Raw genomic sequence first — 14,098 nt, 5'->3', positions numbered from 1 at the left:
GCCCCTGGGTGGGTGCAGTCAGGCAAGCCCCACCGCACCCTCAGCCCGCAGACCCCGGTATCCCTCAGTCCCGTGCCAGTCCCAGCCGTGCCCGCAGTCCCGGGCCCCGGTCGTCGTCCGCCGCCGCCACCGCCGCCGCGCCCGCGGTCACCGTCTCGTAGACCGAGAGGATGTCCGCGCCGACGGTCGACCAGTCGAAGCGGCGGACGTGGGCGCTGCCGCGCTCGCGCAGTTCGGCCAGTCGCCCGGGGTCGCCGAGGAGCCGTACCGCCGCGTCCGCCAGCGCGTCCGCGTCCTCGTTGGCGAAGAGCTCGCCGGCCGAGCCGTGGTCCAGGACCTGGGCGAAGGCGTCCAGGTCCGAGGCCAGCACCGGGGCGCCCGCCGACATGGCCTCGACGAGGATGATCCCGAAGCTCTCGCCGCCGGTGTTGGGGGCGACGTACAGGTCGACGCTGCGCAGGAAGCGGGCCTTGTCCTCGTCGCTGACCATGCCGAGGAACTCCACCCGCGCGCGCAGCTCCTCGGGGAGCGACTCGACCGCCTCCTCCTCGTCCCCGCGCCCGGCGACCAGGAGCCGCGTGCCCGGGCGCTCGGCGAGGATCCTCGGCAGCGCCCTCATCAGCACCGGAAGGCCCTTGCGGGGCTCGTCGATGCGGCCCATGAAGCCGATCGTGCCGCCCTGCCACTCGGGCTTCGGCTCGGCCTTGGCGAAGAAGTCGACGTCCACGCCGTTCGGGATCACCACCGCGTCCCCGCCGAGGTGCTCGACGAGCGTGCGGCGGGCGTACTCGCTGACCGCGATCCGGGCGCTGATCTTCTCCAGGGCAGCCTGGAGGATCGAGTACGCGGCGACCATGACCCGGGAGCGCGGGTTCGAGGTGTGGAAGGTGGCGACGATCGGGCCCTGCGCGATCCAGCAGGTCAGCAGGCCGAGCGACGGCGAGGACGGCTCGTGGATGTGGACCACGTCGAACGCGCCGTCGTGCAGCCAGCGCCGCACCCGTGCCGCCGACAGGAAACCGAAGCTCAGCCGGGCCACCGAGCCGTTGTACGGCACCGGCACCGCACGCCCTGCCGAGACGACGTACGGCGGCAGCGGGGTGTCGTCGTCGGCCGGGGCGAGGACGGACACCTCGTGGCCGAGGCGGATGAAGTACTCGGCGAGATCGCGGATGTGGAACTGCACGCCTCCTGGCACGTCCCAGGAGTACGGGCAGACGATGCCGATTCTCACGGGCGGGCCCCGTCCGCCGGGCGCGGTTCGAGATCCTTCAGCCACAAGCGCTGGAGCATGTGCCAGTCCTCCGGATGGTCGGCGATGCCGGTGGCGAAGGCATCGGCCAGCGCCTGTGCCATGACAGACGTCTTTTCGGCCCGGGTACCTGACTCGGGCACCTCGACAGGGGGGTGCACCCTCCCCTGCATGGCGGGCGAGTCGTCGTACCAGAGTGTCACCGGCAGCAGCAGCGCGCCCGTCTGCTGGGCCAGCAGGGCGGGCCCCGCCGGGATGCGGGTGGCCTCGCCGAAGAACCGCACCTCGACGCCGGACGACGACAGGTCGCGCTCGGCGACCAGGCAGACCAGTCCGCCGTCGCGCAGTCGCCGGGCCAGGGTGCCGAAGGCGGTGCCGCCGCTGTGCGGGAGGACCTCCATGCCGAGGCCCTCGCGGTAGGCGACGAAGCGGTCGTAGAGCGTCTCGGGCTTGAGCCGTTCGGCGACCGTGGTGAAGGGCGTCTCCAGCTTGGTGGTGACCCAGGCGCCGGCGAGGTCCCAGTTGGCCATGTGGGGCAGCGCGAGAATGACGCCCTTGCCCGCGGCGAGGCCGTCGGTGAGGTGGTGCAGGCCCTTGGGGTCGAAGCCGGCCCTGATGCGGTCCTTGCTCCAGGCGGGCAGCCGGAAGGACTCCATCCAGTAGCGCAGGTACGAGCGCATGCCCGCGCGGGAGAGCTCCGCGAGGCGCTCGGGGCTCGCGTCGGGCACCACGCGCGCGTAGTTGCTCTCCAGCCGCAGGACGCCCTTGCCGCGCTTCTTCCAGGCCAGGTCGGCGATGCCCCGGCCGAGACGCACGGCGACCGGCTCGGGGAGCTTCTTGACCACGCCCCAGCCGAGGCCGTACAGCGAGTCCGTCAGCCGCTCCTGGACGCTCACTTGGCGGCCTCGCTCCCCTGCTGCCGGGGCTGCTCCTCGACCGGGTCCGGGGACGGGGCCGTGCCGGAGGCCGCGGCCGCGGCCTCCTCGGCCTCCGCCGACTCGCGGCGGACCGTGACGACCCGCTGGATCAGCGTGACCAGGCTGCCGACGGCGACGATCCACAGGGCGACCGGCAGCAGGTACTGGATGCCCGGCACACCGAACTTGTGCAGGCCGGAGAGACCGGCCGCGACCAGGGAGATCACCAGGCGCTCGGCGCGTTCCACCAGGCCGTTGACGGCGACCGGCAGCCCGATCGACTCGCCCCGGGCCTTGGTGTACGACACCACCTGGCCGCTGGCCAGGCAGAAGATGGAGACCGCGCACAGGGCGATGTCGTCGCCGCCCCCGGCGTACCAGAGGGCGAAGCCGCCGAAGATCGCGCCGTCGGCGACGCGGTCGAGCGTGGAGTCGAGGAAGGCGCCCCAGCGGCTGGAGCGGCCGAGCTGGCGGGCCATGTTGCCGTCGACGAGGTCGGAGAACACGAACAGCGTGATCACGACCGTGCCCCAGAAGAACTCGCCCATGGGGTAGAAGACCAGCGCGCCCGCCATCACGCCGGCCGTGCCGAGAAGCGTGACCGTGTCGGGGCTGACGCCCCTTCTGATCAGAAATGAGGCGAACGGGGTGAGGACACGCGTGAAAAATGCACGCGCGTACTTGTTCAGCATGGCCTTCCCGATGGTCGGTATGGCCGGCTCGGCCCCTGCTGGCCACCGGCTGGCCCATCGTAGCCACGCGCGCGCGTGGGCGGCGGCCGGGCACCCGGAGCGTCTGTCACGGGTGTGCCGCCCCGGACCGCTGCGGGATCGCGTCCGTCGTATGGACGCACCGTGACGGGAGTGGAAAGCTCGAAGGACCGCGGGCGTCACCGGAGCCGCACCGCACGCGGGTCCGCATGTCCGCGCCCACAGATGACCTCACCGTGCACGGGAGGCAAGGCCATGGGCGACAAGGCGAACGCACACCCCGGAGCCGCCGGCAGGGCAACAGCGGCCGACCACCCCGCGTCCGTACGGAATGTGGTGCTGGTCGGCCACTCCGGTTCGGGCAAGACGACATTGGTGGAAGCTCTCGCGCTGACGGCGGGGGCGGTGAACCGGGCGGGCCGTGTGGAGGACGGCGGCACCGTCTCGGACTACGACGAGATCGAGCACCGGCAGCAACGCTCGGTGCAGCTCTCCCTGGTGCCCGTCGAATGGGACGGGTTCAAGATCAACCTTCTGGACACCCCCGGATACGCCGACTTCGTCGGGGAACTCAGGGCCGGTCTGCGAGCGGCGGACGCGGCCCTTTTCGTCGTCTCGGCCTCGGACGGGGTGGACGGCTCCACGCGCATGGTGTGGGAGGAGTGCGCGGCCGTCGGGATGCCCCGGGCCATCGTCGTCACGCATCTGGAGGCCGCGCGGGCGGACTTCGAGGAGATGACCCGGATCTGCGCGGAGACCTTCGGCGGCGACGACCCCGACGCCGTACTGCCGCTCTATCTGCCTCTGCGCGGCCCGCAGGGGCCCGACGGGCACGCGCCCGTGACCGGTCTGACCGGGCTGCTGTCGCAGAAGCTGTTCGACTACTCGTCCGGCGAGCGCAAGGAGTCCGAGCCCGGCGAGGAGCTGCTGCCGGAGATCGAGGAGGCGCGCAACCGGCTCATCGAGGGGATCATCTCGGAGAGCGAGGACGAGACCCTCATGGACCGCTATCTGGCCGGCGAGGAGATCGACTTCAAGACGCTCGTGCAGGACCTGGAGCGGGCCGTCGCGCGCGGGGTGTTCCATCCGGTCCTGGCCGCCGCCCCCGCGGCCGACGGGGCCCGGCAGGGGCTCGGCACGGTCGAGCTGCTGGAGCTGGTCACGGGTGGCTTCCCGACGCCGTTCGAGCACCCCACGCCGGGGGTGACGACCATCGACGGCAAGCCGCGCGATATCAAGGCGTGCGACACCGAGGGCCCGCTGGTCGCGGAGGTCGTGAAGACCGCGTCCGATCCGTACGTCGGCCGTATCTCGCTGGTGCGGGTCTTCTCCGGGACCCTGCGCCCGGACGAGACGGTCCATGTCTCCGGGCACGGGCTCGCCGACCGCGGCCACGAGGACCACGACGTGGACGAGCGCGTCGGCGCCCTGTCCGCACCCTTCGGCAAGCAGCAGCGGCAGCTTTCGCACTGCATCGCGGGCGACCTCGCGTGCGTGGCGAAGCTCAGCCGCGCGGAGACCGGCGACACGCTCTCCGCCAAGGACGACCCGCTGCTCATGGAGCCGTGGGAGATGCCCGACCCGCTGCTGCCGCTGGCCATCCAGGCGCACAGCAAGGCGGACGAGGACAAGCTCTCCCAGGGCCTGTCCCGGCTGGTCGCCGAGGACCCGACCATGCGGCTCGAACAGAACCAGGACACCCACCAGGTCGTCCTGTGGTGCCTGGGCGAGGCGCATGCCGACGTGGCCCTGGAGCGGCTGCGCAGCCGGTACGGCGTGCAGGTGGACGTCGTACCGCACCGGGTGTCGCTGCGGGAGACGTTCGCCGAGAAGGCGGCGGGGCGCGGGCGGCACGTGAAGCAGTCCGGCGGGCACGGGCAGTTCGCGATCTGCGAGATCGAGGTGGAGCCGCTGCCGGGCGGTTCGGGCATCGAGTTCGTGGACAAGGTCGTCGGCGGCGCGGTGCCGCGGCAGTTCATCCCGTCCGTCGAGAAGGGAATCCGGGCGCAGGCCGCCAAGGGGGTCGCGACCGGCCATCAGCTCATCGACGTGCGGGTCACGCTCCTGGACGGCAAGGCGCACTCCGTGGACTCCTCGGACGCCGCGTTCCAGACCGCCGGCGCGCTGGCGCTCAGGGAGGCCGCGGCGGACACGCGCGTCCATCTGCTGGAGCCGGTCGCCGAGGTGTCCGTGCTGGTCGGCGACGACTACGTGGGCACGGTGATGAGCGACCTGTCCGGGCGGCGGGGCCGGGTGCTCGGCACCGAGCAGACCAACGGCGGACGCACGCTGATCAGGGCCGAGGTGCCCGAGATCGAGATCGGCCGGTACGCGGTCGACCTGAGGTCCCTGTCGCACGGCACCGCGCGTTTCAGCCGTTCCTACGCGCGGCACGAACCCATGCCGGCGCAGATCGCCGAGAGGATCCGTGAAGAGGCCCGCGAGGCTTCGTAGTTGGTGCGAGACCGGGGACAAGTGGCTTCCGGCGGCGCGCAGGTGGTGTTCCGCGCCCCACAAGTGACCCGTACGGAACGCTTCCTTCCGATTCGGCGGGCGGCTTCGGCCGTCCGCCGACTAATGTCAGCGCCGACAGATACGCTGATGACCTGATCAACAGGTGTGCGGAGTACGGAAGTCGGGAAGGCCGCAGTGGGTGAGTCCGGCGGCGATCGGGGGCGGGAATGACCGTTGACGGCGGTTACGCGGACATCTTCGGTCCGCAGGTGCCGCGCACGGGTGACGAGGCACAGACGGCCACCTTCGCGCTGGCCTCGGCGGCCTATCGGGACAGTCCGGTGGAGGAGATCCTCAAGGCCAACAACGAATGGCACGAGTCGGCGGTCAAGGGCGGCCGCAAGTGGGCGCGGATCTTCCGCCCCAACCTGGGCGAGGCCTTCTCCACGGCGGTGATCATCCGCATGCTCGGAAAGGGCCGCAAGCCCCTCATCCAGTCCTTCGGCGCGGAGCCGCAGGTCGTGGTCGAGCACTGCCTCGCGGCCAACAACATCCGCCGGGACCGGGACAACTGGCTGACCGCCGTCATGGTCCTGTGCGGGCTGCTCTTCCTGCCCGGCCTCCTGGTCTGGCTGCTGATCTTCACCCTGCGCACCAACGTCGCCCGGCGCGAGGACAAGCAGGCCGGGGCGCTCGCCACCGCACTGCTGGTCGCGGTGGGCGCGCTCGCCGTGCTCTTCCTGATCAAGATGCCGTTCGCCGGCTTCTGGGGCTGGTACGCACGTGCGTGCGTGGTCCTGCCCGTGGTCGGCTGGTTCTGGGCCAAGCAGATCTGCGAGCGCACCGCGACGGATCTGCGGGAGCGCTGGGCCAGTCTGCTGGCCGGCAGCAGCGTGGGCGCCAAGGTGCCCGAGGCGGTGCCGAGCAACCCCGGCGAGACCGCGGCCGAGCAACTGCGCCAGTCCCTCGCCCACCTCAGCGCCGAGCAGCAGTCCAACTCGGTCTTCTACGCCGGGCCCAAGGGGATACTCGGCATGGGCACCCGCTGGGGCAGCTGGCAGCTGGCCGAGGACCTGGTCTCCGCCGACCCCACCCGGGAGATCCACCCCTTCCGCAGCTGGGACGTCATCCGCTCCATCCACGACCAGCTGCGGATGCTGGAGCGCAACACCATCAACACCGGAGGCTTCCCGAAGCCGACGGTACGGCACTGGATCGTCACCCCGATCGCGGAGGGATCGAAGGAGGTCTCCCGGCCCGGCGGCACCGACGTGGACGCGTACCAGGTCAAGAACCACGCGATACAGGACATCTGCAACAAGCAGCAGTTCGGCGGCGGCGACCGGCACTATCTGGGCGTGCAGTGGACGCTGTGGGAGGGACAGCTGGTCCTCACCATGCTGATCACCGTGACCGTGCTGCACGAGACACTGCGCATCGAGGTCACCGGGCACGCGCTGGGGCCGGTGCACGGACTGTTCACCTCGAAGCCGGCGGCCAAGGAGAAGGAGGTCGCCAAGTCGATCCGGTTCTGGGAGACCCGGAAGATCAAGCTCCCGCTGGTCGACGCCGACGAGGTGGTCCGACTCGCCGCCCGGGCTCCCCTGACCCGGTATCCCCCGCTGCTCAACTGGCTCGGCGGCTCGCTCGCCCTGCCCGAGCCGTTCGGTCTCCGGCACGCCTGGGCCGACCGGCCGTGGCGGCACCGCTTCATGGCCGACGACGCGCTGCGCGCCGCGACGCCGGTCCTGCGGGTCGTGCACTCCGCGGCGATACGGGTCCTGGCGGAGAACGGCGTGGACACCGAGAAGTTCGGCACGCGCGCGGGGTTCCTGAGCACGCAGGTGCAGGACGTGTCCCCGCGGAAGGCCGACGTGTACGACGCGTAGGTGTGATCGCACAGATGTGAAGAGGGGGCCGGGAACACCGGCCCCCTCTTCACTGCCTTCACTGCGTCACACGCTCGGCCACGCCTCCGACAGCATCTTCCTGGTGTCGCCCAGGAGCTGCGGCAGCACCTTCGTGTGGCCGACGACCGGCATGAAGTTCGTGTCGCCGCCCCAGCGGGGGACGATGTGCTGGTGGAGGTGGGCGGCGATGCCGGCGCCCGCGACCGTGCCCTGGTTCATGCCGATGTTGAAGCCGTGCGCGCCCGAGGCGGTGCGCAGCGCCGTCATCGCCTGCTTGGTCAGCGCGGCCAGCTCGGCGGTCTCCGGCTCGGTGAGGTCGGTGTAGTCGGCCACATGACGGTAGGGCACGACCATGAGGTGACCGCCGGTGTACGGGTAGAGGTTGAGCACCGCGTACACCAGTTCGCCTCGGCGGACGATCAGGCCGTCCTCGTCGGACTTGGCCGGGATCGAGCAGAAGGGACAGCCGTCGTCGGCACCCGGGCCGGTCGGCTTGTTCTCACCCTGGATGTAGGCCATCCGGTGGGGTGTCCACAGACGCTGGAACGCGTCCTGCGTCCCCACTCCCCGCTGCTGCTCCGGCTCACTCGTCATGCCATGCAGCATATGGCTTCGCCCGTTCGCGCCGTGTCGGCGGGGTTGTGCGAAAAGCGGTCAGGGCCAAGCTGGGCACGTGGACGACGACACCGGCACACACCCGCACAGTGACGGGCCCGAGGGCCACGACCGCGCCGCTCGCCTGACCCGCTGGGAGCGCGGCTCCGAGATCCCCCTCGGCATCGCGTCACTGGCCTTCCTCGCCTCGTACGCGCTCCGCGTCCTGGCCCCCGGCCTCCCGGACACCCTGCTCGACATCTGTCTGACCGTGACCTTCGCGGCCTGGGGCGTGTTCACCGTCGACTACGCCGTGCGCTGGCGTCTCAGCGGGCGGCGCCTGGGCTTCGTACGGACGCATCTGCTGGACACCGTGGTGCTGCTCCTGCCGCTGCTGCGCCCCCTCAGGGTCGTCAAGGTGTACGAGGCCGTGCAGCGCCGACACGGCCGCCCCCGGCTCGCCCTGCACGGGCGCGTGATCGTCTATTCCGGGCTGTCGACCCTGCTGCTGGGCTTCACCGGTGCCCTGGCCGTCTTCCAGCAGGAACGTGACGCCCCCGGCACGACCATGCCCACCTTCGGCGACGCCGTCTGGTGGACCTGCGCCACCCTCACCACTGTCGGCTACGGGGACGTGGTCCCGGTCACTCCGCTCGGACGCCTGATCGCGGTCGGCGTGATGGTGATCGGTCTGGCCCTGCTGGGCGCCGTCACCGGCACCTTCGCGTCCTGGCTGCTCCAGGTGTTCGCCCGCGAGGACGACGAAAGGCCCCCGGGGATCTGATCTCCCGGGGGCCCCGCCGTACGGAACGTCAGGCGTACGGAACGTCAGACCTGCGTCCGCTCCTCCACGACCTTCACGATCTTCGCGATGGCCTCGTCGAACGGGATGCCGTTCTCCTGCGAGCCGTCGCGGTAGCGGAAGGAGACCGAGCCGCCCGCCATGTCCTCGTCGCCCGCGATGACCATGAAGGGCACCTTCTGCTTCTGGGCGTTGCGGATCTTCTTCTGCATGCGGTCGGAGGAGGAGTCGACCTCGACCCGCAGCCCCTGCTTCTTGGCGGCGGTCGCGAACTTCTCCAGGTACTCGACGTGCGTGTCGCCGATCGGAATGCCCAGCGCCTGGACCGGGGCCAGCCACGCCGGGAAGGCGCCCGCGTAGTGCTCCAGGAGCACCGCGAAGAACCGCTCGATGGAGCCGAACAGCGCGCGGTGGATCATGACCGGACGCTGCTTGGAGCCGTCGGGCGAGGTGTACTCCAGCTCGAAGCGCTCCGGCAGGTTGAAGTCCAGCTGGATCGTGGACATCTGCCAGGTGCGGCCGATCGCGTCCTTGGTCTGGACGGAGATCTTCGGGCCGTAGAAGGCGGCGCCGCCCGGGTCGGGCACCAGCGGCAGGCCCTGCTTCTCGGCGACCTGGCGCAGGGTCTCGGTCGCCTCCTCCCAGACCTCGTCCGAGCCGACGAACTTCTCCGGGTCCTTGGTGGACAGCTCCAGGTAGAAGTCGGTCAGGCCGTAGTCGCGCAGCAGGCCGAGGACGAAGGTGAGCGTCTTGTCGAGCTCCTCCGACATCTGCTCACGGGTGCAGTAGATGTGCGCGTCGTCCTGCGTGAAGCCACGCGCACGCGTGAGGCCGTGCACGACGCCGGACTTCTCGTACCGGTACACGGTCCCGAACTCGAAGAGACGCAGCGGCAGTTCGCGGTACGAGCGGCCGCGCGCGTCGAAGATCAGGTTGTGCATCGGGCAGTTCATGGGCTTCAGGTAGTAGTCCACGCCCTCGTCGAGCTGCATGGGCGGGTACATGCCGTCGGCGTACCAGTCCAGGTGCCCGGACTGCTCGAAGAGCTTCCCCTTCGTCGCGTGCGGGGTGTAGACGAACTCGTAGCCCTCCTCCTCGTGGCGGCGGCGCGAGTAGTCCTCCATGACCCGGCGGATGATGCCGCCCTTGGGGTGGAAGACGGCCAGGCCGGAGCCGATCTGCTCCGGGATGGAGAACAGGTCGAGCTCGGAGCCCAGCTTGCGGTGGTCGCGCTTCTCGGCCTCGGCGAGGAAGTCGAGGTACGCCTTCAGCTCGTCCTTGGTCGGCCACGCGGTGCCGTAGATGCGCTGGAGCATCGGGTTCTTCTCGCTGCCCCGCCAGTAGGCGGCCGCGTTGCGCATCAGCTTGAACGCCGGGATGTTCCGGGTCGACGGCAGGTGGGGACCGCGGCACAGGTCCTTCCAGCACAGGTCGCCGGTCTTGGCGTCGAGGTTGTCGTAGATCGTCAGCTCACCGGCGCCGACCTCGACGTCCGCGCCGTCGTCGGAAGACGCGGAGCCCTTGAGGCCGATCAGTTCGAGCTTGTACGGCTCGTTCGCGAGCTCCTCACGGGCCGCCTCGTCGGTCACCACACGGCGGGCGAACTTCTGCCCCCGCTTCTGGATCTCCTGCATCTTCTTCTCGATGGCCTTGAGATCCTCGGGCGTGAACGGCTTCTCGACATCGAAGTCGTAGTAGAAGCCGTCCTTGACCGGCGGGCCGATGCCCAGCTTGGCCTCGGGGAACAGCTCCTGCACGGCCTGCGCCATGACGTGCGCGGTGGAGTGGCGCAGGATGTTCAGACCGTCCTCGGAGGAGATCTCGACCGGCTCCACGACCTCGCCCTCGGCCGGCGAGTAGGCGAGGTCCTTGAGCTCGCCTCCCACACGCGCGGCGACGATCGAGCGCTCGCCGGCGAAGAGCTCGGCGGCCGTAGTGCCCGTCGTCACCACGCGCTCTTCCCGCTCGGAATCGCGTTGGATGATCACACGGACGTCTGACACCGGTCTCTCCTGACTGAAGGCGGATGCGGCGCCCATACCGGGAGCGCGCGCAATAGGGGATCGTACCGACCCGGCCCCCACCTCCGCGAAATCAGTCCCCTGCGAAGGACTCCTCGCCCGGCTCGCCGCAGGCCTCCTCGAAGAAGTCGAGATTCTCCTGGAGGGACTTCACCAGCCGGTCCCGCTCGGCCTCGTCGACCTGCACGGGTGCCACTCCGGTGGCCCCGGTGAGCCTGCGGAAGCCGCCCCGGCTCTCCAGCCGGCCGTGCACCCGCACCGGCAGCCCCACGAGGTGGGCCTGCCCGGCGATCCGGTAGGCCTCCTCGTCCAGGGTCAGCCTGAGATGCGGGATCTCGGCGCCGGCGATCACCCGCAGCCGTACCGACCCGTCGCCGCGCGGTCCCGACCGGCGCATCCGCACGACCGTGCCGGTGATCCGCACCGGCACGGAGGGCTCCTCGCGCAGGAAGCGGGCCCCCGCCTCACGCAGCACGGGCAGGTCGCCCGGTGAGAACTCGACGGCCTCGGAGCGCGCGGCGCACCCTTCGGGCACCCCGGCCGCGGGCGCCCACTCGACGGCGATCCGCGCACCCTCCGTCCCGCGCACCAGCGAGATCAGCGCCTCGGTGAGTTCCCGGCTGACCCCCGCCTCGACGGCCCCGTCGAAGGCGTCCATGCCGCCGGTGGCCCGCTGGTAGTCGATGGCCTCGCGGGCGGCGTAGAGCGCCTGGTGGAGCCGGACGGCGAGCGGCCGGCCGGTGCCGACGGGCACGAAGGCGGTGAGCCGGCGACCGCCCGTGGCCGCGCCGACCAGGACGTTGTCCAGGGCGGCGGCTGCCGTACGGCGGTAGCGGGCGCCGTAGTAGCCGGCCCGCGCGCGGGTGGCGAGGGCGCCGGCAAGCAGGGTCTGGCGGGCGGCGGTGCGCAGGTGCTCCTCGACGGTCCAGGGCGTGGCGTCGGCGGGGCCGCTCGGGACGTCCCGCCACCAGCGGACCTCGTCGCTGGGCACGGCCAGGCCGAGGAGTACCTCCCGCGCGGAGGGGGTGCCGCTGCGGGACAGGGCGACGAGGGCCTCGCCGAGGAGGTCCTCGCTGTCCGGGAAGGCGCGGCTCTCGGGCACCAGCAGGCTGGTCCCGCCCGCTCCCGGCCCCGGCGGCGTCCAGCGGCCGTAGCGCCCGGGAGCGCCGCCGCGCCGCTGCCAGCCGTGCCGGTGCAGCAGGGCGCTCAGGACGGCGGGGTCGACCTCGTCGGGGTTCGGCGGACGGTCCCAGTGGGTCTCCGGGTGGGGGCGCACCGCGCGCAGTGGCTCCTCGAGCGGGCGGTGGGTCATGGTCTGCCTCCCGTCCCGACCCGCGTCATGATCTCGCACAGGGCCCGGTCGTCGAAGATGCGGTTGGTGGGGATCCGCACGGTGGTCCGAGTGCGGCCGGTGATCGGGTGGCCGGCCAGGTTGACCCAGTAGCAGCAGTGCCGCAGGTCGAGGCGGTCGTGGCTGGCGCGCAGCCAGTCGTCCTGGGTTCTCGGCACGAGCATGACCACCAGGATCTTGTGGACCGACACCGGGGTGCGGGCGAGTTTGCGCAGGTGGTCGTTGTCGAGGGTGAAGGAGAAGAAGCGGCCCGGGGGGTTGGGCGCGACCTGGTAGGTGCACTTGAGCTGCACCTTGATGGTGACCTCGTCGTCGACGGTGTGTCCGGGCGAGCCGTGGCTGACGTGCCAGTCGATGCCGTTGTCCGGGAACGGCTGGGACAGCGAGCAGCCGGCCGCCGCCGCGACGGCGTGCAGATATCCCACCTGCAAGGTCTCCATGCAGGCGGTGGTGGCGAGCGTGCCGCGAAGGGGGCCCGTGCGCTCGGGCAGCAGCCCGCCCCGCTCGGGCTGCGCTATCGCCATGACCAACAGCCTTCCAAGCAAAGTGACATGCCCGCACAGGGGCCGCATGAATCGCACACCGGGCCGCTGAACTGCAAAGACCCGTACTCCTGTTGTGTCCTTCCGGCGTACGGCGCAAACAGCCCGGGTATCACCGAACTGGCAGAAGACGGGGCGTCAGCTGCCGTGGGTGAACGAGGGGTTGTGTTGGTATGACGTGCTGGTACGAAGGGCCCCTGGCCGCTTTCGACACGGAGACCACGGGCGTGGACGTCGAGACCGACCGGATCGTGTCGGCCGCCGTCGTCGTCCAGGACGCGGCGGGCACCCGGCCACGGGTGAGCCGGTGGCTGGTCAATCCGGGTGTGCCGGTGCCCGCCGGGGCGACGGCGGTGCACGGGCTGACGGACGAGCATCTCCAGCGCAACGGCCGCTGGCCGGCGCCGGTGATGTTCGAGATAGCCGAGGTGCTGGCGGAGCAGGCGGCGGCGGGCCGTCCGCTGGTGGTGATGAACGCGCCGTTCGATCTGACGCTGCTGGACCGGGAGTTGCGCCGCCATCGCGCCTCGTCCCTGGACCGCTGGCTGGACACCTCGCCGCTGCTGGTGCTGGATCCGCGGGTCCTCGACAAGCATCTGGACCGCTACCGCAAGGGCCGCCGCACCCTCACCGACCTGTGCGCGCACTACGGCGTGGAGCTGGCGGGCGCGCACGACGCGGCGGCCGACGCGCAGGCGGCGCTGGATGTCGTACGGGCCCTGGGGCGCCGTTTCGCCGCCCGGCTGGAGCGGCTCGCACCCGCGGAGCTGCACAACCTCCAGGCGGACTGGCACGCGGCCCAGGCCCGGGGCCTTCAGGCGTGGTTCGCGCGCAGCGGCCAGGAGGAACTGGTGGACCCGGCGTGGCCGCTGCGCCCGGACCTGCCGGCGGCGGCATGAAGAAAACCGGTTCATGAAGAAAGCCGGTCCGTCTGTGACGGACCGGCTTTTCCCGGTGGGCGATACTGGGTTCGAACCAGTGACCTCTTCGGTGTGAACGAAGCGCTCTCCCACTGAGCTAATCGCCCGGGAACGCACTGAACAATACAGGTCCCCGCGGCCTTCCTTCAAACCGCTTCCAAGTAGGCGACGAGACCCCGCCGGCCGGCGCGCATCATCAGCCGGTGGTTGACCAGGAAGACGGGCCGCCCGGGCACGGCGAAGCGCCGGAGCAGCGGCTTGTTGACCTCGGTGACCTGGTCGTAGCGGGCGAGCGTGCCCTCGCCGTCCGCGGTGAGGGTCCAGCGCGCCCAGCCCTCCAGGTCCCCCTCCATCGCGATCTCCAGCACCCCGTCCTCCCGGTCGCGCCGCACCTCGCGGGCCGTGAAGACCAGGTCGTACGGCAGGGTGGCGCGGATGGTGATCAGGCCGCTGGTGTCGTCGAGCCGTCGTACCTCGCGGACCTGGGGCCACCAACGGGGGTACTCCTCGGCACGCTCCAGGGCGTCATAGACGGCGGCGGGCCCGGCCGGCAGGGCCCACAGGCTGCGGAAACGGTAGTGGCACCAGTCCATGGGCAGAGTCTGGCATCGGATCCGAGTACTTC

General features: G+C 70.9%; 12 protein-coding genes and 1 tRNA gene. 4 read left to right on the top strand and 9 right to left on the bottom strand.

Translation table 11 applies throughout. The features are described 5' to 3' along the window. Positions 1-64: 64 nt before the first annotated feature. Genes H295_RS0124870 through pgsA form a run of 3 tightly spaced genes read right to left on the bottom strand, consistent with a single transcriptional unit; the run spans position 65 to position 2,861 of the window. On the bottom strand, positions 65-1,234 hold the full coding sequence (locus tag H295_RS0124870; protein ID WP_028809718.1) for a glycosyltransferase family 4 protein: 1,170 nt from the start codon (positions 1,232-1,234) through the stop codon (positions 65-67). Then, the gene (locus tag H295_RS0124865) at positions 1,231-2,148 is read right to left on the bottom strand and encodes a phosphatidylinositol mannoside acyltransferase (protein ID WP_020138062.1); all 918 of its coding nucleotides are present in this window, start codon (positions 2,146-2,148) and stop codon (positions 1,231-1,233) included. The genes H295_RS0124870 and H295_RS0124865 overlap by 4 nt, the downstream gene beginning before the upstream one ends. Then, positions 2,145-2,861 carry a phosphatidylinositol phosphate synthase gene (gene pgsA, locus H295_RS0124860; RefSeq protein WP_020138061.1) on the bottom strand — a complete coding sequence of 239 codons (717 nt, stop codon included), beginning with the start codon at positions 2,859-2,861 and terminating at the stop codon, positions 2,145-2,147. The genes H295_RS0124865 and pgsA overlap by 4 nt, the downstream gene beginning before the upstream one ends. 273 nt (positions 2,862-3,134) lie before the next feature. Here pgsA and H295_RS0124855 point away from each other — a divergent pair, with 273 nt between their 5' ends. Together H295_RS0124855 and H295_RS0124850 are read left to right on the top strand one after the other, a co-directional pair. After that, complete coding sequence (locus tag H295_RS0124855) at positions 3,135-5,333, top strand: elongation factor G-like protein EF-G2 (RefSeq protein WP_020138060.1); 2,199 nt, start codon at positions 3,135-3,137, stop codon at positions 5,331-5,333. 227 nt (positions 5,334-5,560) lie between these two features. Continuing rightward, complete coding sequence (locus H295_RS0124850; protein WP_020138059.1) at positions 5,561-7,222, top strand: hypothetical protein; 1,662 nt, start codon at positions 5,561-5,563, stop codon at positions 7,220-7,222. A gap of 66 nt (positions 7,223-7,288) precedes the next feature. Here the strand turns inward: H295_RS0124850 and H295_RS0124845 are convergent, their stop codons facing one another. Then, positions 7,289-7,837 carry an HIT family protein gene (locus H295_RS0124845; RefSeq protein WP_028809717.1) on the bottom strand — a complete coding sequence of 183 codons (549 nt, stop codon included), beginning with the start codon at positions 7,835-7,837 and terminating at the stop codon, positions 7,289-7,291. 145 nt (positions 7,838-7,982) lie between these two features. Between H295_RS0124845 and H295_RS0124840 the strand changes: the two genes are divergently transcribed. Next, positions 7,983-8,621, top strand: coding sequence for a potassium channel family protein (locus H295_RS0124840; protein WP_028809716.1), 639 nt, complete (start codon positions 7,983-7,985; stop codon positions 8,619-8,621). A gap of 44 nt (positions 8,622-8,665) precedes the next feature. Here the strand turns inward: H295_RS0124840 and thrS are convergent, their stop codons facing one another. The 3 genes from thrS to H295_RS0124825 all read right to left on the bottom strand — a co-directional run bounded on the left by thrS (position 8,666) and on the right by H295_RS0124825 (position 12,535). Further along, complete coding sequence (thrS, locus tag H295_RS0124835) at positions 8,666-10,642, bottom strand: threonine--tRNA ligase (protein WP_020138056.1); 1,977 nt, start codon at positions 10,640-10,642, stop codon at positions 8,666-8,668. A 91-nt stretch (positions 10,643-10,733) separates the two neighbouring features. Then, on the bottom strand, positions 10,734-11,972 hold the full coding sequence (locus tag H295_RS0124830; RefSeq protein ID WP_020138055.1) for a hypothetical protein: 1,239 nt from the start codon (positions 11,970-11,972) through the stop codon (positions 10,734-10,736). Continuing rightward, positions 11,969-12,535: a DUF4365 domain-containing protein gene (locus H295_RS0124825; RefSeq protein WP_020138054.1), complete on the bottom strand. Its 567-nt coding sequence runs from the start codon at positions 12,533-12,535 to the stop codon at positions 11,969-11,971. The genes H295_RS0124830 and H295_RS0124825 overlap by 4 nt, the downstream gene beginning before the upstream one ends. Positions 12,536-12,726: 191 nt before the next feature. Here H295_RS0124825 and H295_RS0124820 point away from each other — a divergent pair, with 191 nt between their 5' ends. Next, positions 12,727-13,452, top strand: coding sequence for a 3'-5' exonuclease (locus H295_RS0124820; RefSeq protein ID WP_020138053.1), 726 nt, complete (start codon positions 12,727-12,729; stop codon positions 13,450-13,452). A 56-nt stretch (positions 13,453-13,508) separates the two neighbouring features. Here the strand turns inward: H295_RS0124820 and H295_RS0124815 are convergent. Next, positions 13,509-13,580: transfer RNA gene (locus H295_RS0124815), tRNA-Val, on the bottom strand. 39 nt (positions 13,581-13,619) lie between these two features. Continuing rightward, positions 13,620-14,066, bottom strand: a complete 447-nt coding sequence (locus H295_RS0124810) for an SRPBCC family protein (protein WP_020138052.1) — start codon at positions 14,064-14,066, stop codon at positions 13,620-13,622. Between the last annotated feature and the right edge of the window lie 32 nt (positions 14,067-14,098).

Origin of the sequence: Streptomyces sp. 351MFTsu5.1, assembly GCF_000383655.1 — a bacterium.
GTDB classification, from domain to species: Bacteria; Actinomycetota; Actinomycetes; order Streptomycetales; family Streptomycetaceae; genus Streptomyces; species Streptomyces griseorubiginosus.
The sequence above is the reverse complement of the archived record's forward strand: the minus strand, read 5'-3'. Positions and strand labels throughout refer to the sequence as shown.

What these genes read in the sequence shown, in the direction of transcription:
- pgsA (WP_020138061.1), bottom strand. Translation starts at nt 2,861, where the DNA reads ATGCTGAACAAGTACGCGCGTGCATTTTTCACGCGTGTCCTCACCCCG.
- H295_RS0124855 (WP_020138060.1), top strand. Translation starts at nt 3,135, where the DNA reads ATGGGCGACAAGGCGAACGCACACCCCGGAGCCGCCGGCAGGGCAACA.
- H295_RS0124850 (WP_020138059.1), top strand. Translation starts at nt 5,561, where the DNA reads ATGACCGTTGACGGCGGTTACGCGGACATCTTCGGTCCGCAGGTGCCG.
- H295_RS0124845 (WP_028809717.1), bottom strand. Translation starts at nt 7,837, where the DNA reads ATGACGAGTGAGCCGGAGCAGCAGCGGGGAGTGGGGACGCAGGACGCG.
- H295_RS0124830 (WP_020138055.1), bottom strand. Translation starts at nt 11,972, where the DNA reads ATGACCCACCGCCCGCTCGAGGAGCCACTGCGCGCGGTGCGCCCCCAC.
- H295_RS0124825 (WP_020138054.1), bottom strand. Translation starts at nt 12,535, where the DNA reads ATGGCGATAGCGCAGCCCGAGCGGGGCGGGCTGCTGCCCGAGCGCACG.
- H295_RS0124820 (WP_020138053.1), top strand. Translation starts at nt 12,727, where the DNA reads ATGACGTGCTGGTACGAAGGGCCCCTGGCCGCTTTCGACACGGAGACC.
- H295_RS0124810 (WP_020138052.1), bottom strand. Translation starts at nt 14,066, where the DNA reads ATGGACTGGTGCCACTACCGTTTCCGCAGCCTGTGGGCCCTGCCGGCC.